The sequence below is a fragment of the Serratia sp. 2C06 genome, from assembly GCF_050037615.1.
GTDB lineage: Bacteria > Pseudomonadota > Gammaproteobacteria > Enterobacterales > Enterobacteriaceae > Serratia > Serratia ureilytica.
Genome location: NZ_CP188299.1, coordinates 3,850,420 through 3,876,402, shown reverse-complemented (window position 1 = coordinate 3,876,402; position 25,983 = coordinate 3,850,420). Strand labels below are relative to the sequence as shown.

Below are 25,983 nucleotides of genomic sequence, written 5' to 3'. Positions count from 1 at the left end.
CCTGAACGGACTGACTTTTCTCACGGATGTGACCCATGAACAAACATTGCTATCGCCTTATCTTCAGCCGCACCCACGGGGAGCTGCGGGTGGTGTCCGAACTGGCTCGCAGTTGCAGCAGCGAACCGGGGCAGCGCATCGGTTCAGGAATAACGACTGGGAGTCGTCTGTGGGTCACCGTGCGTCGGTCAGTGTGGCTGCTGGGGCTGCTCATGTTCGCCAGCCCCGTCATGGCAGACGGCATTGTCGCGGACGGCGCTGCCAATCCTTCCCAGCGGCCGGAGGTCATCAATACCCAGAACGGCTTGCCGCAGGTCAACATCACAGCCCCCAACCAGGCCGGCGTGTCGCACAACCAGTACCAGCAGTTCGATGTCGACGCCAAAGGCGCCATCCTCAACAACTCGGCGGTGATGACCTCGACCCAGATGGCCGGGATGATCCAGGGTAACCCTAACCTCAATCCCAATTCCGCGCCGGCGCGCGTCATCCTCAACGAAGTCAACAGCAACAATCCCAGCCAGCTGCGCGGTTTTATGGAAGTGGCCGGCGGCAAGGCGCAGGTGATTGTGGCCAATCCCGCCGGCATTGTCTGCAACGGCTGCGGCACCATCAACGCCGGGCGCATGACGCTGACCACCGGTAAACCGCAACTGAACGCCGATGGCAGCTTGGCGGGTTACCTGGTTGAGCGCGGCGTGGTGCGCATCGAGGGTGGCGGACTTAACGGGGATACCCGTCATGATACCGAGTACGTCGATATTCTGGCGCGCGCGGTGGAGGTCAACGCCGGCGTCTGGGCTAAAGAAGGCATGTCGGTGGTGGCCGGTCGTAACCGCGTGAGTGCGGACGGTAAAACCGCGACACCGCTTTCAGACGACGGCAGTACCAGACCAGAGCTTGCCATCGACATGGGGCAGATGGGCGGCATGTACAGCGGCAGTATCCGCATGATTGGCACTGAGGCCGGCGTTGGCGTGCGCAACCAGAACGGGCAAGTTCAGGCAGGCAAAACGCTCACCGTCAGCAGCGAAGGCAAGCTCAGCTGGCGCTCTGATGCGCCGGATGCGGCCACGCAGGCCAACGGCGATATTCAGCTGGCGGCAAAAGGCGACATCGAGACGCACGGCAAAGTGTACAGCGGTAGCCAACTGGCCGCGCAGAGTCGCGAGGGAATGTTGACGCAGTCCGGTACGCTGGCGGCGGCCGGGGATGTGCACCTGAACGCCGCGCGTGGCATCCAGAGCAGCGGCCACCTGCTGGCGGGCAGCAATGCCGACAGCACGCTGGTCCAGGATGCCAATCTGCAGCTCGATAGCCAGGGCGATATCCGCGCCAGTGGCGGTCTGCTCAGTAAAAAGAGCGTCAACGTGTCCGGACGCCGGGTGGATATCAGCGGCGCACAGGTTGCGACTGGTCGTACCGCGCTGACGGCACGTGACGGCGGCGTTGCCTTGCGCCAGTCCACCGTTGACAGCGGTGAGCTGGCCGTGAGTACGACGGAAAATGTGGATGCACAGCAGGCCAAAGTCAAGGCTGGGCGCTGGACGGTAGATGCTGACAATCTGTTCAACCAACAGGCGACCTGGTCACAGACCGGTGATGGTGAGAGCCGTTTTACCCTAGCGGGCTCATTGGATAACAGTGACGGTGCCATCGAGGCGCAGAACCTCCGGCTTTCGGCCAGCCAGTTAGTCAATCAGCGAGGCCGCCTGGTGGCGCTGGGGAGCGCGGCGCAGCACTGGCAGGTCGGCGGCCTGCTCGACAATACCGGCGGGACGCTGGGCAGTAACGGCGACCTGCGTCTCGATGCCGGGCGCCTCGATAATCAGGGGGGCACGTTAAAAACCCAGTCGGGGCTCACGCTCCATGCTAATGGCGCGGTGAATAATGCCGGGGGCAACCTGCTGGCTGGGAACGGCCTGACGCTTGAGGCGGGCAGCGATCTGAATAACGCGTCCGGAACCCTGAGCGGTGATGACGTACGTCTGGTGGCGCAGCGGTTGGATAACACGCAGGGACAGGTCATCGGTCAGGGCAATCTCGATCTGACATCCAGCCGCCTGGATAATCAACGCGGCCTCATTGGTGCCGGCAAGGCGTTGGATATCCATACCGGCGACTGGGACAACCGCGGGGGTACGGCGCAAGGCGAAACGGCCGTCACGGCAACGGCAACGAACCTCAACAACGACGGCGGCAAGCTGCTGTCAGGCCAGGCATCAACCCTGACCACCTCGGGTAACACCAGCAACCGCGACGGCGAAATTAGCGCCGCGGTGCTGACGGTGAAGTCTGCTCGCCTCGACAACACGCAGGGCAAGGTGATTGGCCAAGCGCAGCTTGACCTGCATGCCCGCCAGGGGGTGGACAATACGCAGGGGGTGCTGGGCGCCGGGCAGACGTTGACCCTGCGCACCGACGGTAAGTTGAATAACCGCCGTGGCACGATATCGGGGAGCGGGCAAACCCACATAGCGGCAGGGAGCGTGCGCAACGAGGCCGGCAAACTGCTGGGCGGGCAACAACTGGTGTTGAACAGTGCGGCTGAGTTGGTGAACCGCGAGGGCGAAATCAGCGGCGAGTCACTCACACTGGCGGCGCAGCGCCTCGATAACGCTCAGGGCAAGGTAGTCGCCAGGCAGGATGCGGATCTGACGGCGAAGCAAGGGCTGAGCAACACCGCCGGCTGGCTTGAAGGCGGCAATAGACTCACCGTCAAGACCGATGGCGACTGGGACAATCAGGGCGGCACCGCACAAGGCGGCCGGCAGGTCACCGCCAGCGCGCAGTCGCTCGACAATACTGGCGGGCATCTGCAGTCCGGCGGTGACCTGACACTTGACGCCGCAGGCAATATCCTCAATCGCACCGGTATACTGACCGCGCAGCAGGCCCTTGCTGTTAACGGCGGTGCGACCAGCCTGTTCGATAATGATAGCGGCTCGTTGCAGAGCGGCGGCGATCTGTCTCTGCTGGGAGGGCAGTTGACCAACCGCGCCGCCGGTGTGGTGCTCGGTGGGCAGGTGCTTTTCTTGAACCTGACCGGCGACTGGGACAATCGGGGCGGCACGTTTACCGGCAATGGGCGCACCGAGGTGCGCGCCGCCAGTCTGCGCAATGCCCTGGGTGCAATCAACGCGCTGGGCAGCCTGGACATGCAGTTCACCGGCAAGCTGGATAACGGCCAGGGGCGGATTTTTAGTCAGTCGTCTCAAATGCTGCAGGCGCAGGACATTTTCAACGCCCGGGGCTGGATGGGCAGTCAGGGCGGCTGGCAGGCGAACAGCGGCGGTTTTGACAATACGGAAGGTAGCGTACAGAGCCTGCAGGCCGCACAGCTTGCGGCTGACTGGCTGGGTAACGCTAAAGGTGTACTACAGTCGGCACACGACCTGGCGCTGCGCATCAAGCAGGATATCGATAATCGCAACGGCAAGGTTTTGGCGCAGGGGCAGCTTGCTGTTACGGGTGCCAAAGACGGCGAACACGCCGGCGCCGTCAATAACGCTGGCGGTCAGTGGCTGGCCGGCGAGGGGCTGAGTATCGCCGCCCGTTCGCTCGACAATACGCAGGGCGGGCTGCTCTACAGCCAGAAACAACAACGCCTTATGCTGAGCGATGCGCTGAACAACCGCGATGGGAAAATGCAGAGTGGTGAGGCGCTTCAACTTGACGCACAAGCGCTGAATAACGCCGGCGGGACGATAGACGGCCAGCAACAGGTGACACTGCGCATTTTTGGCTTGCTGGAAAATACCGGCGGTGCAGTGCGCAGCAATGGTGGTCAAGAGGTGTCGGCCGCCGGTATCAATAATACGCGCGGCGTATTCAGCAGCCGTGGCGGCATCACGGTGACATCAAAGCAGCTGAACAACGACGGCGGCACGCTCATCAGTCAGGGCACGGGCATCTACCGACTCGACCGGCTTAACAATCAACAAGGCAAGTTACACAGCGGCGACGCGCTCACCCTTGAGGGGGCACAGGTCAACAACCAGGGTGGACAACTGGTGTCGACCCAGGGCCTGACGCTCAAGGCCGAAGCACTCGATAACAGCGGTCAGGGCACGCTCAGCAGCCAGGGGGCAATCAAACTGCTGACCGATCGCCTGAACAACCGAGACGGCGGGCTGATACTGGGTACCACGCGTACCGACATCACCGCCCGTGACATTGACAATACCGCAGGCCGCCTGCAGAGCAGCGGGCAGATGACCCTCTCGGGTGTCACGCAGTTGGACAACCGTCAGGGACGCATCCTGGCCGACGGCAATCTCGATATCAACGCTGCCCTCTCCCGTACCGACTCGCCGCTGGCGCTGCTTAACCAGGGCGGCCGCGTGGAGAGCTCAGGGCAACTTACCTTGCATGCGCGTGCCCTGAATAATCAGAATGGTACCCTGCTGGGGCTGCAGGCGTTGACGCTGTCCGCACAGCAGGACTACACCCATCAGACCGGCGAAACGATCAGTAGTAACGGCACGGTGACGTTCTCCCTGAGCGGCGCCTTTACCAACCTGGCGGACTGGTTGCTGCCGGGCAATCTGGTGCTCAATGCGGCCAGTATCACTAATCCGGCGTCTCTGGTAGGCAAAACGCTGCAGCTGACGACCGGGGCGTTGCAAAACACCGGGCGTATTGAAGCGGACAGCATGACGCTGAACGTCGATACCCTGGACAACACGGCGGCGCTGATGGGGGACGCTATCACCGTGCGCGGGCGCGTCATCGACAACCATGGTCAGCCTGCGGTGATGGCGGCGACCCAAAGCCTGACGGTGCAGGCCGGTGAGCGACTGACCAACCGGGATGGCGCCCTGATTTACAGCGCCGACCGCCTGCACCTGCACAGCGACGACCTGATAGATAACCGGGCGAGCTTTATCGAAGCGGACGGGGACGCCACCATTGAGGCCCGTCGCTTGAACAACCTGCGTGAAGGGCTCGTGATTGAGCGAGAGGCGGAAAAAAGTGACTACAAATGGCACCGCTACAACTATTACTGGCGCTCCTACGGCTCAAAGGTCAACCCCGACAAAAGTACCCTGGCGCCGACCACCCAGCAGTTGACCTTCCAGGATGACGCGGCGGCGCAAACCAACCGCTACGGCACCCTGCTGGCCATTGATGCGCCGGGCAAGCGCGCGCAGGTGCGGGTCAAGGACAACAAAGGCACACTTACCGACCTGTGGGTCAACTACCTGGCGCTCAAGCCGAATGCCGACGGCAGCTATGCGATGACGTTCTACGAGACGCGGGGGGGAAACCAACTGGCGACTATCCCGACGCCTTATCAAAACGGCTTCCATTGGGAACACGACTGGACGCAGGTGATGACCTGGGATCCCGAAAAGCATGTCGACATCGACAGCGCGCCATTCATCACCGATTACAACAACTTCCGCGAGCGAACCGAAAGCGGCACGCTGACGCGCGACAGGCTGGTCTCTGAAGGTATCGGCGCGCGTATTCTGGCGGGCGGCAACATGGTGCTGCGCATCACGGGAGCATTGCTCAATGACGCCAGCGTCATTACCGCCAACGGCAACCTGACGCAGGACGGCGGCGGCAGCGTAGACAACCGAGGTTACTCGGTTAACGAACGGCGCCAGGCGGTGATCGTTGACCACTATGACAAGGACACGCATCACTGGTACCCGACGTTCAATCGAGACGAGACCACGGCGCTGGCGACCGTTGATGGGATTATCTCCGGCAACGGCACGGTCACCATTAACGGGGCCCGTATCACCAATACCACGGTCAATCAGGCACAAATCAGCCAGCTTCAGGCGGCATTAAACGCCGTGGATGCCGAACGCGCCGAACTGGAGCACAATCCGCTGGCCTTCACGGTAGAGGGTGCTGCCCGATCTGACGGCGATACGACGCTGGCACCGGGCGAACAGATGACGCAACCCGGCGCCACACCGTCTTCGCCGCTGGGGCGCCCGCTGCTGCCGTCTGAGCTGGCGCTGACGCAGTTACAGCATCTGGGCAATGTGGCCACCGCCATCCCCAATAACGGCTTGTTTAGTCAACCTACGGCGACCGGCAGCCCGTTCCTGGTGGTGACCGATGAACGCTTTACCCGCCGCGACAACTTTATCAGCAGCGACTACATGCTCGAACGCGTAGGGTATGACCCCGCGCAGGCCCATAAGCGCCTGGGGGACGGCTTTTACGAGCAGCGTCTGGTGCGCGAGCAGGTGCTGGCGCTGACCGGCAAACCGTCCGTCAAGGGCTGGGATGCGATGGAACAGTATCAGCAGTTGATGAACAACGGCAGTAAAGTCGCCCAGGACTTCCATCTGGTGCCGGGCGTGGCCCTGACGCCGGAGCAGATTGCGGCGCTGCAGCAGGATATTGTCTGGCTGGTGAGCGAGACGGTGCAAACGGAAGGCGGCCCGCAAACGGTATGGGTGCCGAAGGTGTACCTGGCACAGACCACGCTGCGCCTGACCGGCGATGGCGCGGTGATTGGTGGTGGCGATCTGCAACTCTCGGCCAACAGCATCACCAATGCCGGCAACCTGTTTGCCGACAAAGCCCTGACGGTCGACGCCGGGCAGTTCCTGCATCAGGGCGGTGACATCAAGGCCGGCAGCATTGACGTGCAGGCCGACAGTCTGACCCTGAGCACCAATCTGCAGGATGCGTTGCGTCAGGCAACCCTAAGCGCCGGCGACATTCGCCTGCGCGGCACCGATATCACGCTCACGGGGGCAAAGCTCGATGCGACCGATACGCTCAACCTGAGCGCGCGCAACAACCTGACCATCACCGCCGCCAAAAGCAACCATACCGCCGACCTTGAGGTTATCTCGGGCTCTATGGGCAACCGTACCCGCGGCGGCACGGAAGCGGCAGGCTCCCGGATGGCGCACGTCAGCGGCGAATGGCAACAGGCTCAGGGGAGTGAGCTTAACGCCGGCGGCAACCTCACGCTCAATGCTGGGCGAGACGTCACGTTCATGGGCAGCCAGGCCAAGGCCGGCGGCAGCACCCGCGTGCAGGCCGGCGGCGATATCAACATCAAGGCCGAAAGCACCACCAATACCACACACCTGGATGCCAACAGCCGGACTTCCTCGGTAAGCAACGACCGCCAGGAAGAGAGCCTGACATTAAGCGCACTCGGCGGTGATCAGGGCGTCACTCTGGTGGCGGGTAACCAACTGCTGGCGGAAGGCGCGCAGATTGAGAGCAAAGAGGGGCGTATTGGCGCCAGCGCGCAAGACGTGACCATTAAAGACGCGCGCAGCCGCACGCAAGATCTGGACAGCGAAAACAAACGCGAGGGCAAAACCAAAAGCCATCGCATCGAACAAACCGAGCGCGAAATCAGCACCGGCAGCATCTTCAGCGATCAGCAGGGCGTCACGGTTATCGGGCGTGAGGGCGATGTCACGGTCACCGGCAGCACCCTGCACAGTGACCAGGGTGCCATCGCCCTGCAGGCAAAAAAGGATGTCACCCTCAATACGGCCACCGAGCGCGAGTCGCGCTACAGCGAGGAACGTTCCGAGAAAAAAGGCTTCCTGAACAAGAGCAGCAGCCACACTGTGACCGACGACCGAACCACGCGCGAGAACGGTACACTGCTGAGTGGTAACAGCGTCAGTGTCAGCGCAGGCAACGATCTGACGGTCACCGGCTCGGCCATTGCCGCTGATCGGGACGTGAACCTGCAGGCCGGCCGTAATATCGATATCGGTGCGGCCACCGAGACCGACACGCATTACCTGCTGGAAGAGAAGAAAAAGAGCGGCCTGCTGGGAAGCGGCGGCATCGGTTTCACGATTGGCAAACAGTCGAGCAAACACGAAGTCGACGAGAAAGCCACGACCCAGAGCCAAAGCGTCAGCACCGTCGGCAGCAGCCAGGGCAGCGTCAACATCACGGCGGGCAACCAACTGCACATTGGCGGCGCCGACCTGGTGGCGGGCAAGGACCTGGCGTTAACCGGCGACAGCGTGACTATCGACCCCGGCTACGATCGGCGCACGCGCAAAGAAACCTTCGAGCAAAAGCAGAGCGGCCTGAGCGTGGCGTTGTCGGGCACCGCGGGCGGCGCGCTCAACACCGCCGTCAGCTCGGCGCAACAGGCAAGAAAAGAAGGCGACGGGCGCCTGACCGCGCTGCAAAACACCAAGGCGGCGCTTTCCGGCGTGCAGGCGGCGCAAGCCGTTGAACTCGACAAGCTCAACACAGAGGCGGGGAAAGGCGCCACCAATACGGTGGGCATCAGCGCCTCCTACGGCAGTCAGTCGTCGAAAAGCGAAACCCGCACCGACAGCCGACAGTCGCAGGGTAGCACGCTTACCGCCGGGCAAAACCTGTCGATAACGGCGACCGGCAAGAACCACAATGCGCAAAGCGGCGATATCACCATCACCGGCAGCCAGTTGAAGGCGGGCAAAGACCTGTCACTGGATGCGGCGCGGGACATTACCCTGCAGTCGGCGCAGAACAGCGAAAGCACCGTCGGCAAGAACAGCAGCAAAGGCGGCAACGTCGGCGTCGGTATCGGCGCCGGCTCGGGCGGCTATGGCATCAGCGTCTCGGCCGGCGTCAATGCCGGCAAGGGACATGAGAACGGCAACGGCCTGACCCATACCGAAACCACCCTGGATGCGGGCAGTAATCTCAGCCTGACCAGCGGCCGAGACACCACGCTTACCGGCGCGCAGGCCAGCGGCGAAAAGGTTACCGTCGACGTGGGCCGTGACCTGACGCTGCAGAGCGAACAGGACAGCGAGCGCTATGACGCCAAACAGCAAAATGTCAGCGCGGGCGGCAGTTTCACCTTAGGCTCGATGACCGGTTCGGGCTACATCAGCGCGAACCAGGACAAGCTCAAAAGTAATTTTGACAGCGTCAAGGAGCAGACCGGGCTGTTTGCGGGCAAAGGCGGGTATGACGTCAAGGTCAAAGAACATACCCAGCTCGACGGCGCCGTCATCGCCAGCACGGCAGACAAAGAGAACAACCGCCTCGATACCGGCACGCTGGGCTGGAAGGACATTCACAACCAGGCGGACTACAGCGCGACGCACAGCGGCGGTTCATTCAGCACCGGCGGGCCGGTGGGCAAAGACCTGCTGACCAATATGGCCGGCGGCATGCTGTCGGGCGCCAACAACAGCGGGCACGCCGAGGGCACGACGAAGGCCGGCGTCAGTGAGGGGACGCTGATAGTTCGCGACAAAGACAAACAGCAGCAGGATGTGGTGCAGCTAAACCGGGATACCGAACATGCCAACGATGGCAGCATCAGCCCGATATTCAACAAGGAGAAGGAGCAGAACCGGCTGAAGCAGGCGCAGTTGATTGGGGAGATTGGCGGCCAGGCAATGGACGTCATCCGCACGCAGGGTGAGATTGCCGGGCTGAAGGCGCAGAAAGACCCGGCGGCGCTGGCGCAGGCCAGGGAGCAGCTTGAGAAGAGCGGGAAACCGACGAACGATGCGGCGGTGATGAAGCAGGCGTACGACAACGCGATGCGGCAATACGGCACCGGCAGCGACCTGCAGAAGGCGGCGCAGGCGGTGACGGGCGCGTTGACGGCGCTGGCGGGCAATAACCTGGCGGGCGCGCTGGCGAGTGGTGCATCGCCGTACCTGGCGACGGAAATCAAGAAACGGGTCGGTGAGGATAACATCGCCGCCAATGCGATGGCGCACGCGGTGCTGGGCGCGGTGACGGCGCAGCTGAACAACCAGTCAGCTGCGGCAGGCGGGGTGGGCGCGGGCGGCGGTGAACTGGCGGCGCGCTACATTGCCGGCCAGCTGTTCCCGGGCAAAACGGCGCAGCAACTGAGCGAAAGCGAGAAGCAGCAGGTGAGCACGCTGAGCCAGCTGGCCGCAGGGCTTGCAGGCGGCCTGGCGACGGGGGATACTGCGGGAGCGGTGACCGGCGGGCAGGCTGGGAAGAATGCGGTTGAGAATAACGCGCTGAGTGATGTTGTTGACGCTGTATCTCAGGGTAAGACACCTCAGCAGGTAGCCGAAGAGCGTGTCGACGCTGAAAATGAGCGCTATAAGCAGCAAAACTGTGCCGGAATGAGCGCGGAAGCGTGCTCGGTGAAGATGTATACTGAGCGCCGGGAAGAGCTGAAAGATATCCTGTCGACAGGTGCCGATTTTGTACCGGTGGTTGGAGATATCAAGAGCTTTGCGGAAGCGCAGAGTGCGCTGGATTATCTGGTAGCGGCGATAGGGATTATCCCAGGTGCTGGTGATGCGGCCGGTAAGGCGATCAAGGCGGCAGAGGCGGCGCTGAAGAAGGGGGATGTCGCTGAAGCGTCCAGGTTGATTAATAAGGCCAGTGATGAGGTATCGGCAACGATCCCTATGGGAAGCAAGCGTAATCCGATGAATCAACCAAGTAATCCATCTTATCAACCCGTCAGGAATCAACCAAGTACAATCGGAAACCGAGAGTATTCAGGTCATGCCTTAGATAGGATGCAGGATCGAGGAATAACTCCTTCTGTTGTTGAGAATACAATTAAAAATGGAAAGTCGACTCCTAGCCGCGGCGGAACAACAGTCCATTTTGATCCTGAAAGCAAAGTGTCAGTGGTAACGAACGAATCAGGAAGGGTGGTAACGGTTAAATATGGCGACAAATAAGAAGGATGCTATTCGTGAGTGTGCGTTTAGTTCTCTAAATAACGTTGTTAGCTTTGCTAAGTTCGTAAGCTATGCAGAGGATTTGGCTCAATTAAATGAGTTATTTGAGGATGAAAAAAGCAGAGATAATTACCTGAGAATCTGGTTTGAACTGGAAATCATCAATGCACTTGCTCTATCAGAATGGGAGGATGAAGGACGCCCAGTAGATTGGAAAACTCAGTGGGAATCAAGCTATAAAGAAGATGCTTCCGAACTAATGAATGAGCTAATGAAGATGCTGAAGTAAATATCAACAGCCTCTGCTAGGGCACTGATGCCGCTCAGCTGTTTCCGGGCAATACCGGGAAACAGCAGCAGGATGTGGCGCAGCTAAACCGGGATACCGAACATGCCAACGACGGCAGCATCAGCCCGATATTCAACAAGGAGAAGGAGCAGAACCGGCTGAAGCAGGCGCAGTTGATTGGGGAGATTGGCGGCCAGGCAATGGACGTCATCCGCACGCAGGGTGAGATTGCCGGGCTGAAGGCGCAGAAAGACCCGGCGGCGCTGGCGCAGGCCAGGGAGCAGCTTGAGAAGAGCGGGAAACCGACGAACGATGCGGCGGTGATGAAGCAGGCGTACGACAACGCGATGCGGCAATACGGCACCGGCAGCGACCTGCAGAAGGCGGCGCAGGCGGTAACGGGGGCGCTGACGGCGCTGGCGGGCAATAACCTGGCGGGCGCGCTGGCGAGCGGTGCATCGCCGTACCTGGCGACGGAAATTAAAAAGCGGGTCGGTGAAGACAATATTCTCGGGGGCGACATCTTCAAACAAATAACGGCTGGCCTCTGAACAGTACGCTGAGAGGCCGGCCGTTTCTCCTAACGGCGAGACTCAGCTGCGGCCGGCCTCTTCCCTCAGCGCGGCGCCGACCTCGTGCGCCGTCGGCTGTTCGGCGCGCAGCGCCCGGCGGATCGCGAAGAAGGCGGCGATCAGCATGGTCACCGCCACCAGCATAAAGAACCCGCACAGCGCGGCGTTGATCTGGTTGCTGAACACGATGGTTTCCATGTCTTTCAACGATTTGGCCGGCGCAATGATCGTGCCTTGCTCGATGCCGGTGGAGAACTTCTTCGCCTGCGCCAGGAAGCCGATGCTCGGTTTTTCGTGGAAGATCTTCTGCCAGCCGGCGGTCATGGAGGTCACGAACAGCCAGGCGGTCGGCAGAATAGTCACCCAGGCGTAGCGCTGCTTTTTCATCTTGAACAGCACCACGGTGCCGAGGATCAGCGCCATCGACGCCAGCATCTGGTTGCCGATACCGAACAGCGGCCACAGGGTATTGATGCCGCCGAGCGGATCGACCACGCCCTGATACACGAAGAAACCCCAACCGGCCACCGCCACCGTGGTGCCCGCCAGGTTGCCGAACCAGGAGCGGTTATTGGCCAGCTGCGGCACCGCCACGCCCACCAGATCCTGCACCATAAAGCGGCAGGCGCGGGTGCCGGCGTCGACGGCGGTCAGGATGAACAGCGCTTCGAACAGAATGGCGAAGTGGTACCAAAACGCCATCATCGCCCGGCTGTTGAACACCTCACTGATGATGTGCGCCATGCCCACGGCGAAGGTCGGGGCGCCGCCGGCGCGCGACAGGATGGCGTTCTCGCCCACCTCTTTGGCGATCAGCGCCAGCGTCTCCGGCGTGACGATAAAGCCCCAGCTGTTAATGACCTGCGAAGCATTTTCCACCGTGGTGCCGATCAGCGCCGCCGGTGAGTTCATGGCGAAGTAGACGCCCGGATCCAGCACCGAGGCGCAGATCAGCGCCATGATGGCGACGAAAGACTCCATCAGCATGGCGCCGTAGCCGATAAAGCGGATGTGGCTTTCGCGCTCCACCAGCTTCGGCGTGGTGCCGCTGGAGACCAGCGCGTGGAAGCCGGAAATGGCGCCGCAGGCGATGGTGATGAACAGGAACGGGAACAGGGCGCCGGCGAACACCGGGCCGCTGCCGTCGATAAAGCGCGAGACCGCCGGCATTTTCATCTCCGGCATGGCGAAGACGATGCCGATGGCCAGGCCGATGATGACGCCGATTTTCATAAAGGTGGAAAGGTAATCGCGCGGCGCCAGCAGCAGCCACACCGGCAGCACCGAGGCGACGAAGCCGTAGATCACCAGCACCCAGGTCAGGGTGGTGCCGTGCAGCGTGAAGAACGGCCCCCAATAGGGATCTTGCGCCACGTTGCCGCCGTAAACGATCGCCAGCAGCATCAGCACGAAGCCAATCACCGAAATTTCAGCGATCTTGCCCGGCCGGATAAAGCGCATGTAGATGCCCATGAACAGGGCGATCGGGATGGTGGCGGCGATGGTGAACAGCCCCCACGGGCTGTCGGCCAACGCTTTCACCACCACCAACGCCAGCGCCGACAGGATGATGATCATCACCCCCAGCGCGCCGAGCATGGTGATCACCCCGGCGAACGCCCCCAGCTCTTGCTTGGCCATTTCCCCCAGTGAACGCCCGTCGCGGCGCGTGGAGATGAACAGCACCAGAAAATCCTGCACCGCGCCGGCCAACATAACGCCGACCAGGATCCAGATGGTTCCCGGCAGGAAGCCCATCTGCGCGGCCAGGATCGGCCCCACCAGCGGCCCGGCGCCGGCGATGGCGGCGAAGTGGTGGCCGAACAGCACCCATTTGTTGGTGGGCACGTAGTCCAGGCCGTCGTTGTGGCGTTCGGCCGGGGTCAGACGGCGGTCATCCAGTTCAAAGACCTTGTCGGCGATGAACCGGCTGTAGAAGCGGTAGGCGATGCTGTAGCAGGCGACGGCGGCGACCACCAGCCAGACGGCGTTGACGTGCTCGCCGCGGCTGAGCGCCAGCATGGCGAAGGCGAAGGCGCCGACCAACGCCACCAGCAGCCAGATAAGTCCGGACCTGATGTTTCTCATGAAATAACTCCTTGGCGTGCAGAGGTAAAATCGACGTTGTTATTAGGAATGACGTTTTAACAGTAGAAGTTTTGCCGCCGAACCGTGGCAGGTCGGATGAGAAATGTGAAGCAGGTGGGGTTTTAGTGTAAAAACAACGTGATGAAACACCGCTGGCGCAGGCTGCGGCCCATGCGCTTCCCGGCAGAAGTTCATTCTGCACTTTCACTTCGCATACAGCGAATCATCGCCGTTTTTTATCAGAGCACGGCGTCTGGCGGCCTATTATTTTATCTGGCGAGGCGCGCCGAAATAAAATTACTCATGCCGTGTTATACCTTTATTTCAATTCGCACTTTTATTCATTCATTAAATAAATAATAAAGCTACGAAAGGAATTTAATTATGATAAATAAAGTCATTGAAGGGTATTTACCGCAGCTTACGGCCATCCGGCATGATATTCACCAGCATCCCGAGTTGGGTTTTGAAGAATTTCGCACCAGCGATCTGGTGGCGGATTATCTAAGCTCGTGGGGCTATGAGGTACACCGCGGATTGGCGGGCACCGGCGTGGTGGGGACGCTGCGGGTGGGCGACGGCGTTAAACGCCTCGGACTGCGCGCCGATATGGACGCCTTGCCGATCGAGGAAAACAACGGCAAACCCTGGAGCAGCAGCGTGGCCAACCGCATGCACGCCTGCGGCCATGACGGCCATACTACTATGCTGCTCGGCGCCGCCCGCTACCTGGCGCAAACGCGCAACTTCAACGGCACGCTGCACCTGATTTTCCAACCGGCGGAAGAGATGCTGAACGGCGGCGCGCGCATGGTGGAACAGGGGCTGTTCGAACGCTTCCCCTGCGATGCCATCTTCGCCATGCACAACATGCCGGGGATGCCGCTCGGCGAGTTCTTCTTCCAGCACGGCCCGTTCATGGCCTCGATGGATCAGTTCAACGTGCGGGTGCAGGGGCGCGGCGGCCACGGCGCCATCCCGCAGCTGGCGGTCGATCCGGTGCTGGTGGCCTCGCATATCACCGTCGCGCTGCAGAGCATCGTTTCGCGCAATATCGATCCGCTGGAGGCGGCGGTGATCACCGTTGGCAGCATCAAGGCCGGCGAGGCGGCCAACGTGATCCCGGATAGCGCGGAGATGAAGCTCAGCGTACGCTCGCTGGATCGCCAGGCGCGCGCTACGCTGCTGGCGCGCATTCCGGCGCTGATCGAAGCGCAGGCGGCAAGCTTCGGCGCCCACGCGACGGTGGAACACGTTAACGGCACGCCGGTGTTGGTCAACGACGAAGCGATGACCCGTTTCGCCCACCGCGTGGCGCAGCAGCAGTTCGGCGCCGCCCGCGCGCACTACGGCGCCAGGCCGCTGATGGGCAGCGAAGACTTCGCCTTTATGCTCGATGCGCATCCGCAAGGCTGCTACCTGATCATCGGTAACGGTGACGGCGAAGGAAGCTGCATGGTGCATAACCCGGGATATGACTTTAACGATGGGTGTCTGGCGGCCGGCAGCCAGTATTGGGGAGCGTTGGCGGAAGCGTATTTAAAATAAATTCGAAGAATAATAACAGGGAAGATAATGATGAGTGAAAATACGGCGGCGACGCAACCAACAATAAACGCGCCCGCGAGGGTAGGCGGCAAGAAAGTGATATTTGCCGCCTCCTTCGGCAATGCGCTGGAGTTTTTCGATTTCGGTATCTATAACTTCTTCGTTATTTATATCAGCGTATTGTTTTTTCCCCCCTCGAGCGATCCCAATTTGGCGTTGCTGTTGGCGTTCGCCACGTTTGGCGTCAGTTTTTTCATGCGGCCGCTGGGCGGCATTCTGATCGGCGCCTATGCCGATCGCCATGGCCGCAAGCCGGCGATGATCCTGACGATTTCACTGATGAGCCTCGGCACGGCGATGATCGGCTTTGCGCCGACCTACGCCAGCGCCGGTTATTGGGGAACCGTCACGCTGGTGGCGGCGCGTTTGATCCAGGGCGTGGCGGCGGGGGGCGAGGTGGGCGCATCGATGTCGTTGCTGGTGGAGTCGGCACCACCTAACCGGCGAGGCTTCTATTCCAGTTGGTCGCTGGCGACGCAGGGCATCGCCACCGTGGTCGGCGGCGTCACCGCGCTGGCGCTCAGCGCGGCGTTGCCGGCGATCTCCGGCGAGCCGAACGCCATGGCCGAGTGGGGATGGCGCATTCCGTTCTTTATCGGCGTGGCGCTGGCGCCGCTCGGTTGCTGGCTGCGTCTCGGATTGGAAAGCGACCGGCCGCCGGTGTCGCGGGCTCATGAACCGCCAGCGCAGCTGCGACGGCACTCGCGAGCGGTGGTGCTCGGCGTGATGCTGACCATTGGTGCCACCGTCGCCACTTACATCTCGATGTATTATCTCGGCACTTACGCGGTGAAATACTTAGGCATGCCGCAGGCCTACGGCTATGCCGCGATGCTGCTGGCGGGGCTGGTGACCTTCGGCGGCAGCCTGTTGGTCGGGCACTGGTGCGATCGCTATGGCCGCTTGCCACTGATCCGAGGCTCGCGCATCGCTATCTTGATCGTGGCCTTGCCGGCGTTTTGGTGGCTGAGCGCCGCGCCGCATCCGGCGGTGCTGCTGCTGATTGTCGCGATATTGGTCGGATTGACCACGCTCGGCTCGGTGCCGACCATGCTGATGATTTCGGAGCTGTTTCCGCAGCGCATTCGCGCATTGGGGTTTGCGTTGGTCTACAGCCTCGGCGTGGCGATTTTCGGCGGCTTCGCCCAATATATCGCCTCGCAGTCGATCGCGTTGAGCGGCTCGCTGCTGGCGCCCGCCGTCTACCTGATGCTGGCGACGCTGGCTTCGTTGGCGGTGCTGCCATTGCTGCGTGAAACCGGCGGTAACCCATTGCGTTAGCGAGTGCGGGCGAAAAAAAACGCCGGCGGTTTTCACCGTCGGCGTTTGGCGTCGCTACCGTTTCAGGCTGGCGTTCAGGCCGCCGGCCGGGCGATCACGCTGCGGGTTTCCATGCGCACTTCGGCGATGGTGACCTGCAAGGTATCGCTTTGGCGATAAACTACTTCGCCTTTGATCTGCACGGTGCCGGTTTCCTGGCTGCACTGCATCTCGTCACGCACCGCGTGAATAAACGGCGCCGGGATGAAGGCAACCGCGCCGTTGTCCAGCAGGCGCACGCGCAGGCCGCCGCGTGTCACGTCGATGATCTCGGCGTTGAAGCGGGTATCGGTACCGGCCTTGTCCTGCAGGAAGCGGGCGTACAGCCAGTCGCCGACGTCGCGTTCCGCCATGCGGTTCAGGCGGCGGCGTTCCGCCAGCTGCACCGTCACGTCATCCTGCGGTTTTTCCGCCGGCTGCTGGTTGATGATCGCCTTCAGCAGGCGGTGGTTGACCATATCGCCGTATTTACGGATCGGCGATGTCCAGGTGGCGTAAGCCTCCAGCCCCAGACCGAAGTGTGGCCCCGGCGTAGTGCTGATCTCGGCGAAGGTCTGGAAGCGGCGGATGCGGCTGTCGAGGAACTGGGTCGGCTGCGCATCCAGGTGGCGGCGCAGTTCGCAGAAACCGTCGAGGGTCAGCAGCTTCTCGGCTTCGGCTTCGACGCCGTTGGCCTGCAGTACGGTGACCGCTTGCTCAACCAGCGCAGGATCGAAACCGGTGTGCACGTTGTACACGCCGAAGCCCAGGCGATCGCGCAGCACGATGGCGGCGCAGACGTTGGCGGCGATCATGCACTCTTCAACGATGCGGTTGGCGCTGCGGCGCTGCTCGGTAACGATCTCCAGCACATCGCCTTTTTCACCCAACACGAAGCGGTAGTCCGGGCGATCTTTGAATACCAGCGCATGCTGGTGGCGCCAGGCGTTGCGCGCGTCGCAAACGCGTTTCAGCAGGGTGATCTGTTGCGCGATGGCGTCGCTCGGCGGTTGCCAGCCGGCAATGCCGTCCAGCCAGTCGGAGACTTCGTCGTACACCAGTTTGGCTTTGGATTCGATCTCGGCGGCGAAGAACTGAATATCTTCGCCCAGCGCGCCGTCGGCGGCGATGGTCACGCGGCAAGCCAGCACCTGACGGCGCTCGTTAGGGCGCAGCGAGCACAGGTTGTCCGACAGATCGCGCGGCAGCATCGGGATGTTGAAGCCCGGCAGATAGTTGGTGAAGGCGCGCACGCGGGCGATATCGTCCAGCTTGCTGCCTTGTTCTACGTAGGCAGTAGGATCGGCGATGGCGATGGTCAACTGCAGCGAACCGTCACCGTTGTCGGTCACGTACAGCGCATCGTCCATGTCTTCGGTGCTGGCGCTGTCGATGGTGACGAATTCGAGCGCGGTCAGATCTTCACGCACCAGCGCAGCGTCCGGCTCGCTGAGGGCCTGCATCTCCGGCGCCTCTTTTTCCAGGTTGTGACGCGCCAGCGTCACCCACCACGGGGCGAAATGGTCTTCACCGTCGGTGATAAACTGGGTCAGGTCGGCGTTGAAGCCGCGATCGCCTTTCAGCGGATGGCGGCGCATTTCTGCCACCGCCCAGTCGCCGGCCTGGAAGTTGTGGGTCAGTTCACGCACCGGGCGGCACGGAATCGCGTCTTTCAGCAACGGATGATCGGGCACGATGGACAGACGATCGTCGCGCTTTTGCACGCGGCCGACAAAGCGCGACAGGAACGGCTCGACCAGGGTTTCCGGCTCGGCGATTTCGCGCTCTTTCTCGGTGTGCAGGGTGGCGATAATGCGATCCCCGTGCATGACTTTCTTCATGTACGGCGGCGGAATGAAGTAGCTTTTTTGACCGTCTACTTCAAGAAAGCCAAAGCCTTTCTCAGTCCCTTTCACTACGCCTTCAACGCGCGGGGTCTGAGAGTGAAGTTGCTGTTTTAGCTGCGCCAGCAGCGGGTTATCTTGAAACATATCGTCCAGTGAATGGGTTGTGAGTGGCAAGATTTGCGGCTGACAGTTTTACGCGAATCACCCGCTGCGAGCAAGCCTAACGTCACGGAACCCCGCGTTGCCGCGCGATTTTGCGCAAGATTGGTCAATCGAAGGGCGAACGATGAAAAAGCCCGGCGCGCAGGCCGGGGTGAAGGAGGGGGGCAATCAGTCCTGCAGCGGCGTCGGCTGCAGGATTTCAATCCAGTAATCGTCCGGATCGCGAATGAACGCGACGTAGTTCATGCGGCCTTCATGCAGGCGTTTCTGGAAGGTGACGCCCAGGCGCTCAAAACGCTCGCAGGCGGCGCGCACGTCCGGCACCGTGACGCACAGGTGGCCAAAGCCGCGCGGCTCGCCGTTGCCGTTGTGGTAATGGAAATCCGCCTGATTTTCGGTGCCGTGGTTATGGGTCAGCTCGAGAATGCCCGGTTGGCTCAGCGCCCAGCGTTTGCGTTCGTCGTCATCCTGTGGGATCTGCTCGCGCGGGCTGCGCGTCAGGTAGCAGATGGTGAAGGCGGCCTCTTTGAATTCTTCCAGATAGACCGGGGTAAAACCCAGTACGCGAGTGTAGAAATCCAGCGCTTTGGTCAGGTCTTTCACGCGGATCATGGTGTGGTTGAACACGTAACCGTCGGTTACCGCGTCCGGTTGGGCCGCCACGCCGGGCAGCGTCAGTAAATCATTCAGTGGCATCAGTGATCCTCCTCAGGGTGTCGACAGACTGTAGGTGAAATCGATGCTAATCTAAAGTGATTGTTTTTAACTAAAACACTAACTAAAAGTGAATGATAGATGAAGCTGAGCCAGCTGAAGTTTTTCTGCACCGTGGTGGAACACAAAACCATCGCCGCCGCCGCCCGTGAGCTGCACTGCGTGCCTTCCAACGTCACGCTGCGGCTGCGCGAGCTGGAAGAGACGTTGGGCGGCGAGCTGTTTTTCCGCGATAAAAACCGGCTGTACGTCAATCCCAAAGGCCGGCTGTTCTACCAACAGGCGCGCGACATCGTGGCGCAGGCGGAGCGCAGTAAGCAGCTGTTCGCCGGAGAACATCAGCATGGGCTGCTGAACCTTGGGGCGCTGGATTTCTCGCTGGTCAGCCATTTGCCGGCGCGCATCGCCCGGCTGCGCCGTTTACAACCCCATCTGCAGATCAACGTGCTCAGCCGCGATTCATTGGTGCTGGAGCGCATGCTGATCGACAGTGCCCTCGATCTGGCGATCACCGACGGCCCGATTGAACATCCGTTGCTGGCCAGCCAAAAGGCGTTTGACGAACGGCTGGTGATGCTGATGCCGGCCGATGCCGGGCAGCCCGATGCCGCCACGCTGGCGGCGCTGGAATTTTACACGTTCAGCCGAGAATGCTCGTTCCGCCTGAAGGTGGATCACTGGCTGGCCTCGCGCGGGCTGAAACCGCGCATGACGCTGGAAATGGAGTCTTATGCCGCGATGGCGGCCTGCGTGCAGGCAGGTTGCGGCGTCGCCTGCGTGCCGGGTTCTTTGCTGCCGCAGATTTTGCCCGCTCCGGGGCTGAAGGTGGTGGAAATGGGCGAGGAGGGCGTGAGCGATCTGTACTTCGTCTGGCGACGGCATCAGCTGTCCGACGAATTACAGACCATCCTGGCGATATTGAAGCGCCCGGCGTAAACCGGGCGCGCGTTTTCAGGCAATGCGCAGCGAGGGTTGCTGTTCGCTGCGGCGAATCGCCACCGGGATCGACTTCGACGTCGGGGTGCCGGTGCCGTCGCCGAAGCTGGCCAGCGGCACCAGCGGGTTGGTTTCCGGGTAGTAGGCCGCCAGGTTGCCACGCGGAATGTCGTAACTCACCAGCTTGAATCCGTCCACTTTACGCACCACGCCATCGTTCCACAGGGTCTCTATCTCAACCCGTTCGCCATCCTGCAGGCCCAGCGCCGCCAGATCTTCCGGATGGATGAACAACACTTCGCGCTGGCCGTAAACGCCGCGGTAGCGGTCATCCAGGCCATAGATGGTGGTGTTGTACTGATCGTGCGAGCGCAGCGTTTGCAGGGTAAACGGCGCTTGCACGTCGCCCAGTTGCGGGAACAGGGTGGTCGGCAGCGCGGCGGCGCTGAATTCCGCCTTGCCGCTCGGCGTGGCAAAGCGCAGTTCGGCGGCGGCATTGCCCAGGTAGAATCCGCCGGGCTGCTCGCAGCGACGGTTGAAATCCTCAAAGCCGGGAATGGTGGCGGCGATATGATCGCGGATCAGCGAGTAGTCGTCGGCCAACTCCAGCCAGTCCAGCTGCTGCGTGCCCAGCACCGCGTCGGCGATGCCGCAGACGATCGCCGTTTCCGAACGTTGGGTATCCGCCAGCGGTTTGCCGATGCCTTCCGAAGCGTGAACCATGCTGAAAGAATCTTCGACCGTGATGTACTGCGAGCCGCTGGCCTGCATGTCCAATTCGGTGCGGCCCAGCGTCGGCAGGATCAACGCGTCTTTGCCGGTCACCAGGTGGCTGCGGTTAAGTTTGGTGCTGATGTGTACCGTCAAATCGCAGTTGCGCAGGGCGCGGGCGGTGCGCTCGGTGTCCGGCGCCGCGGCGGCCAGATTGCCGCCCAGCGCGATCAGCACTTTCACTTCGCCGCGCAACATCGCTTCGATCGCTTCCACCGTGTTGTGGCCCACCGCGCGATTGGCGGTGAAGTTAAAGTGGCGTTCCAGGCTGTCGAGCAGCGCCTTGGGCGACTTCTCGTCAATCCCCATGGTGCGGTTGCCCTGGACGTTGCTGTGGCCGCGCACCGGACAAAGACCGGCGCCCGGTTTGCCCAGTTGCCCGAACAGCAGTTGCAGGTTGGTGATTTCACGCACCGTCGCAATCGAGTGCTTATGCTGAGTCACGCCCATCGCCCAGGTGCAGATCACCCGCTCGGCGCCCTGGTAAGTGGCCGCCGCCTGGCGCAATTGCGCCTCGCTCAGGCCCGACTGCGCGGTAATGGCCCGCCACTCGGTCGCATCCACCTGCGCCAGGTATGCCTCTACGCCGACGCTGTGCCGTTCGATAAACGCCAGGTCGAACAGGGGGGGCTCACCGGCGGCCAGCCGCTGGCGGTGGGTTTCCAGCAGCGCTTTCACCATGCCGCGCACCGCCGCCATATCGCCGCCCAAATTCGGTTGGTAATAGGAGGAGCTGATCGGCGAGGATTTTGGCGTCAGCATCTGCACCGGATCCTGCGGATCGGCGAATCTTTCCAGCCCGCGCTCGCGCAGGGTGTTGAAACTGACGATGCGCGCGCCGCGTCGGGCGGCGTTTTTCAGGCTGTGCAGCATGCGCGGGTGGTTGGTGCCGGGGTTTTGACCGAACACGAAGATGGCGTCGGCTTTTTCGAAGTCATCGATGCGGATGGTGCCTTTGCCGACGCCGATGCTTTGCTTCAGCCCGACGCCGCTCGCCTCGTGACACATGTTGGAGCAGTCGGGGAAATTGCTGGTGCCGAGCATGCGGCCGAACAGTTGATAAAGGTACGACGCTTCGTTGCTGGCGCGGCCCGAGGTATACAGCTCGATTTGGTTCGGGTTGTCCGTTGCGTTGATGTGCCTGGCGATCAGCGCCAGCGCGTCCGGCCAATGAATAGGCTCATAGTGGTCGGTTTCGGCGTTGTAGCGCATCGGATGCGTGAGGCGCCCCTGATATTCGAGGAAATAGTCGCTCTGCTGCTGTAGGGTGCTGACGCTGTGCGCGGCGAAGAACTCAGGCTCGACGGCGCTGCGCGTCGCTTCCCAACTGACTGCCTTGGCGCCGTTTTCACAGAAGCTGAAGGTGCTGTGGTTGTCGTCGCCCCAGGCGCAACCGGGGCAGTCGAAGCCGCGCGCCTTGTTGACGCGCATCAGGTTGCGCATGTTTTTTAGGGTTTGTTTACTGTCGAGGACAAAGCGGGTGGTGGCTTCAAGCGAACCCCAGCCGCCCGCTGGGCCGGTATAAGGCTTGATTGACGGTTTGAATTTCATGGTGACACTTCGCAGGTGGTTGTAGCTAAAAAGTAAACGCTTTTTTATGCGTCTTGCGTATTTATGTCACAAGTTTAGGGGCGCGGCAGGCAGGCGTCTAATCGAATGGGGCAATGGCGGCATAGAGCATATCTATCGCAGGCGGACGCTGACCTAAACAAATGGTTGCATAAAGACACCCGCTGCAAAAGAGTAATGGTTTCGCCTGAAAGTGAATTCATGCAGTCTATCTCGCGGATTATATTGGCATTTTATTTAGCCTGCGGGCCTGAGGAACACAGCGTGAAGCGTTCAGTATCAGTGGTGATCGGCGGTATCTTACTGCCTTTAGCGGCGCAGGCGGCGGAAACGGCGTCCCATTTTCCCACCATGACCCCACCGGCGATAGACGCCGCCTCTTACGTATTGATGGATCACACCACCGGCCAGGTGCTGGCGGCCGGCAATGCCGACGAGCGGCGCAATCCGGCCAGCCTGACCAAACTGATGACCGGGTTGGTGGTCGATCATGCGCTCGATGAGCATAAGATTAGCCTCGACGATGTCGTCACCGTGGGGAAAGACGCCTGGGCGCAGGGCAACCCGGTGTTCAAAGGCTCCTCGCTGATGTTCCTGAAGCCTGGTGACAGGGTCACGGTACGCGATCTCAGCCGCGGCATCATCATCGATTCCGGCAACGACGCCTGCGTGGCGATGGCGGACTATGTGGCGGGCAGCCAGGCCAACTTCGTCAAGCTGATGAACGAGAAGAGCGCGCAGCTGGGCCTGCAGAACACCCATTTCGAAACGGTACACGGGCTGGATGCGCCGGGGCAGTTCACCACCGCCGGCGATCTGGCGGTGATTGCGCGCGCTATCATCATGAGCGAGCCGGCGGAATACCATATGTACAGCGAGAAATCGCTGACCTGGAACGGCATCACGCAGCAGAACCGCAACGGCCTGCTGTGGGATAAGACCCTGCACGTCGACGGCCTGAAAACCGGACACACCGCCTCGGCCGGCTTCAACATCATCGCTTCCGCCACCGAAGGAGATCGCCGTCTGATCGCCGTGGTGATGGGCGGCAAAAGTTCAAAAGGCCGCGAGGAACAGGCGCGCAAGCTGCTGAGCTGGGGGCTGCGCGACTTTAGCACGGTACACCTGTTCAGCGCCGGCCAGAGCCTGGGGGAAGAGCCGATCTGGTACGGCGAAAGCCACCGCTTGCCGGTCGGCAGCGCGCAGGACCAGTCGCTCAGCCTGCCGAAAAACGAGGCGGACAAGCTGAAGGCGCAGTACGTGCTCAACGTTGCGCGGCTGGAAGCGCCTGTCAACAAAGGACAAATCGTCGGCGAGATCCGCATCAGCGACAATGGTCAGGTGGTGAAAACCCTGCCACTGGTGGCGCTGCGGGCGGTGCCGCAGGGCGGGGTGTTCTCCCGCCTGGCGGATTACGTGAAGCTCAAACTCTGACTCACCGGGCGGGCGACGGCGCCCGGTGGTATACTGGTGCGAATGCCGATCATTGAGCCGCGCTATGGATATTAAACAACTGATTTATCTGTGTAATTTAGAACGGGAGCGCCACTTCGGCCGGGCGGCGGAAGCCAGCTTCGTCAGCCAGCCGACGCTGTCCATGCGATTGAAAAATCTGGAAAAAGAACTGGGCGTTTCGCTGATTAACCGCGGCAACCATTTCGGCGGCTTTACCGCCGAGGGCGAACGGGTGTTGGCGTGGGCGCGCGAGATCGTCTCGGTCTACCAAGGGCTGAAACTGGAGGTGGAGTCGCTCAAGCACGGCTTGCACGGCACGTTGCGCCTCGGCGTGGTGCCACAGTGCAGCATCTCGGTGGCGGAAATGCTCAAGGCGGTCAGCGAACGTTATCCCCATCTTGATTATCGGTTGGCGGTGCTGAGCGCCGATCAGCTGCTGGAGGCGCTGACGGCGCACACCGTAGATATCGGCATCGGCTTTTTCGAGCTGTCGACCTTGAAAGAACTGCATTTCCAATCGCAGCCGCTGGTGGAAACCGGCGTTGAGCTGGTGTTTCATCCGCAGCATTTCCCTAAGCTGGTGGGGGATGCGCCGTTGCCGCTGGAGGCAGTGGCCGCCTTGCCGCTGTGTCTGGCCGAGCCGACGCGTTATTTCCGCCGCTATCTCGATCAGCATTTCCGCGACGCTGGATTGACGCTGCACCCGCGGCTGGAAACTACCTCTATCTTCCAACTGCTGGAGGGGATTTTCGTCGGGTTGGGCTGCGGGTTGTTCCCGCGCGGCCAACTGCAATCGCCGCTGATGCCGGCATTGCAGCGGCGTCCGGTGGCCATCGCCGCCATGCCGCGTCATGCGGCGGTGGTGGTCGATATGTCGGAGCGCGCCACGCCGTTGGCGCAGAAGTTTTTCGATGCCGCCAGCGAGTGGTTGCGGCGGCAAAATGGATAGAAAAATTTAAGTTTATCCCGTGCCCGGCAATGATTATGGCCCCTAGGGGCCATAATCATTTCTCTTCTAATGGTTGCTGAAATACGTGTTAATTGCCGACGGTAATAGTCGGATCCCAATAGAAGTAACCTAATAGTTTTTGGTCTCCGCCGTTTGGTCGATAATAAAGGCCAAATTGAATGCAATAGTTTTCCGTGCCGGTATTGGTAATGTCAGCCTGTATGAACCAATAGGTTTGGTTGGTGAAAGTGACGGGGAATACGGTATTTTGCGCAGGCATCATCGAGCTGCGCGTGTACATTTTGAATGTCGGGTTGGAGAAAACCTGGGTGCCGCTGCCAAACTGCGGCAGCCCATAGATCAGGACGCCGGCATCGAAATTTGCCGATTCGGAAGTGCCGGTCCAACGGATGACGTCGCCGACATTGGCTTTAAAATTTAGGTCCGCCGTGCCGGAGCCGCCGATCACCTGTTCGGAAGTGACGACCATATAGGCATATTGGTGGCCGATGCCCGTCGGGCTGCCGGCATCCTGACTGGGGTTTTTATTCTCGAATGCTTCTATCAGCGCATCGGTATCGATGACGACAATAACGTTAACGATATTGTTGCTGGATTTAAGTTCTTGTTCAGACATAAGTTAGCCTCACAATATTTTTTGCTGTGATAGAAAGTGAAAATAATGGGGTTGATGGCAGCCGTTTATTGAATGGATATTTAAAATGAGGAGTGACAACGGCGCTATCGGCTTAATCATAGAGACTAAATAACAAGGCAGCCACCGGTGAAAATGTAGAGAAATTAATGGGTGCCTCTATTAATTAGCAGGGTTAAAACCTTGTTTTGATGATTCTGAGATAAATGCAGTTACAGAATGAGAGGCGAGCACGAACTGCCTATTATCCTGTTTGTAGTGATAATTTTCTCGAAGTGCGACGGGAGAATAAAATAGAGAAAAATGGAGTTTAACACTAATTTAATTAAATTATTTGGTTTTAAATTTGAAATTTAAATGATTATTGATATTTATCTCTAAAAAGGACGGGCGATGAGTTAGCGGCAAAATGGGCCGCCAACTCATTGA

Annotated in this window: 12 protein-coding genes and 1 pseudogene; 8 read left to right on the top strand and 5 right to left on the bottom strand. The window is 60.7% G+C overall.

What is annotated here, in order from left to right; genetic code table 11:
• The first annotated feature begins 35 nt into the window (after positions 1–35).
• The 3 genes and pseudogenes from ACP3TA_RS19025 to ACP3TA_RS19015 form a co-directional block, all read left to right on the top strand.
• The gene (locus ACP3TA_RS19025) at positions 36–10,640 is read left to right on the top strand and encodes a hemagglutinin repeat-containing protein (protein WP_426784401.1); all 10,605 of its coding nucleotides are present in this window, start codon (positions 36–38) and stop codon (positions 10,638–10,640) included.
• A complete protein-coding gene (locus ACP3TA_RS19020) occupies positions 10,627–10,929 on the top strand; it encodes a hypothetical protein (protein ID WP_033640149.1) in 303 nt (100 codons plus the stop codon). Before ACP3TA_RS19025 ends, ACP3TA_RS19020 begins: the two co-directional genes overlap by 14 nt.
• Before the next feature lie 56 nt (positions 10,930–10,985).
• A pseudogene (locus tag ACP3TA_RS19015) lies at positions 10,986–11,438 on the top strand (hypothetical protein); the annotation flags it as partial.
• 84 nt (positions 11,439–11,522) lie between these two features.
• Here ACP3TA_RS19015 and ACP3TA_RS19010 read toward each other — a convergent pair.
• Positions 11,523–13,589 carry a carbon starvation CstA family protein gene (locus ACP3TA_RS19010; RefSeq protein WP_046687146.1) on the bottom strand — a complete coding sequence of 689 codons (2,067 nt, stop codon included), beginning with the start codon at positions 13,587–13,589 and terminating at the stop codon, positions 11,523–11,525.
• Positions 13,590–13,973: 384 nt separating this feature from the next.
• On the opposite strand from ACP3TA_RS19010, the gene ACP3TA_RS19005 reads away from it, so the two are divergent.
• Positions 13,974–15,137, top strand: coding sequence for a M20 aminoacylase family protein (locus ACP3TA_RS19005; protein WP_033643248.1), 1,164 nt, complete (start codon positions 13,974–13,976; stop codon positions 15,135–15,137).
• 30 nt (positions 15,138–15,167) lie between these two features.
• Positions 15,168–16,478: an MFS transporter gene (locus ACP3TA_RS19000; protein ID WP_033643247.1), complete on the top strand. Its 1,311-nt coding sequence runs from the start codon at positions 15,168–15,170 to the stop codon at positions 16,476–16,478.
• Between the two features lie 74 nt (positions 16,479–16,552).
• On the opposite strand, the gene ACP3TA_RS18995 is transcribed toward ACP3TA_RS19000, so the two are convergent.
• Positions 16,553–18,487 (bottom strand): exoribonuclease II, encoded by a 1,935-nt coding sequence (locus tag ACP3TA_RS18995; protein ID WP_033650269.1) that lies wholly within the window; start codon positions 18,485–18,487, stop codon positions 16,553–16,555.
• Between the two features lie 186 nt (positions 18,488–18,673).
• Positions 18,674–19,201 (bottom strand): lactoylglutathione lyase, encoded by a 528-nt coding sequence (gene gloA / locus ACP3TA_RS18990; RefSeq protein ID WP_019452681.1) that lies wholly within the window; start codon positions 19,199–19,201, stop codon positions 18,674–18,676.
• Between the two features lie 99 nt (positions 19,202–19,300).
• Between gloA and ACP3TA_RS18985 the strand changes: the two genes are divergently transcribed.
• The gene (locus ACP3TA_RS18985) at positions 19,301–20,155 is read left to right on the top strand and encodes a LysR family transcriptional regulator (RefSeq protein ID WP_089194821.1); all 855 of its coding nucleotides are present in this window, start codon (positions 19,301–19,303) and stop codon (positions 20,153–20,155) included.
• Between the two features lie 15 nt (positions 20,156–20,170).
• Here the strand turns inward: ACP3TA_RS18985 and ACP3TA_RS18980 are convergent, their stop codons facing one another.
• Positions 20,171–22,477, bottom strand: a complete 2,307-nt coding sequence (locus ACP3TA_RS18980) for an FdhF/YdeP family oxidoreductase (RefSeq protein WP_149542956.1) — start codon at positions 22,475–22,477, stop codon at positions 20,171–20,173.
• 282 nt (positions 22,478–22,759) lie between these two features.
• On the opposite strand from ACP3TA_RS18980, the gene dacD reads away from it, so the two are divergent.
• Together dacD and ACP3TA_RS18970 are read left to right on the top strand one after the other, a co-directional pair.
• Entirely contained in the window at positions 22,760–23,929 is a 1,170-nt protein-coding gene (gene dacD, locus ACP3TA_RS18975) for a serine-type D-Ala-D-Ala carboxypeptidase DacD (protein WP_164119838.1), read from the top strand.
• A gap of 64 nt (positions 23,930–23,993) precedes the next feature.
• Positions 23,994–24,899, top strand: a complete 906-nt coding sequence (locus ACP3TA_RS18970; protein ID WP_033643241.1) for a LysR family transcriptional regulator — start codon at positions 23,994–23,996, stop codon at positions 24,897–24,899.
• An 88-nt stretch (positions 24,900–24,987) separates the two neighbouring features.
• Here the strand turns inward: ACP3TA_RS18970 and ACP3TA_RS18965 are convergent, their stop codons facing one another.
• On the bottom strand, positions 24,988–25,536 hold the full coding sequence (locus ACP3TA_RS18965; protein ID WP_033643240.1) for an inclusion body family protein: 549 nt from the start codon (positions 25,534–25,536) through the stop codon (positions 24,988–24,990).
• Positions 25,537–25,983: the final 447 nt, after the last annotated feature.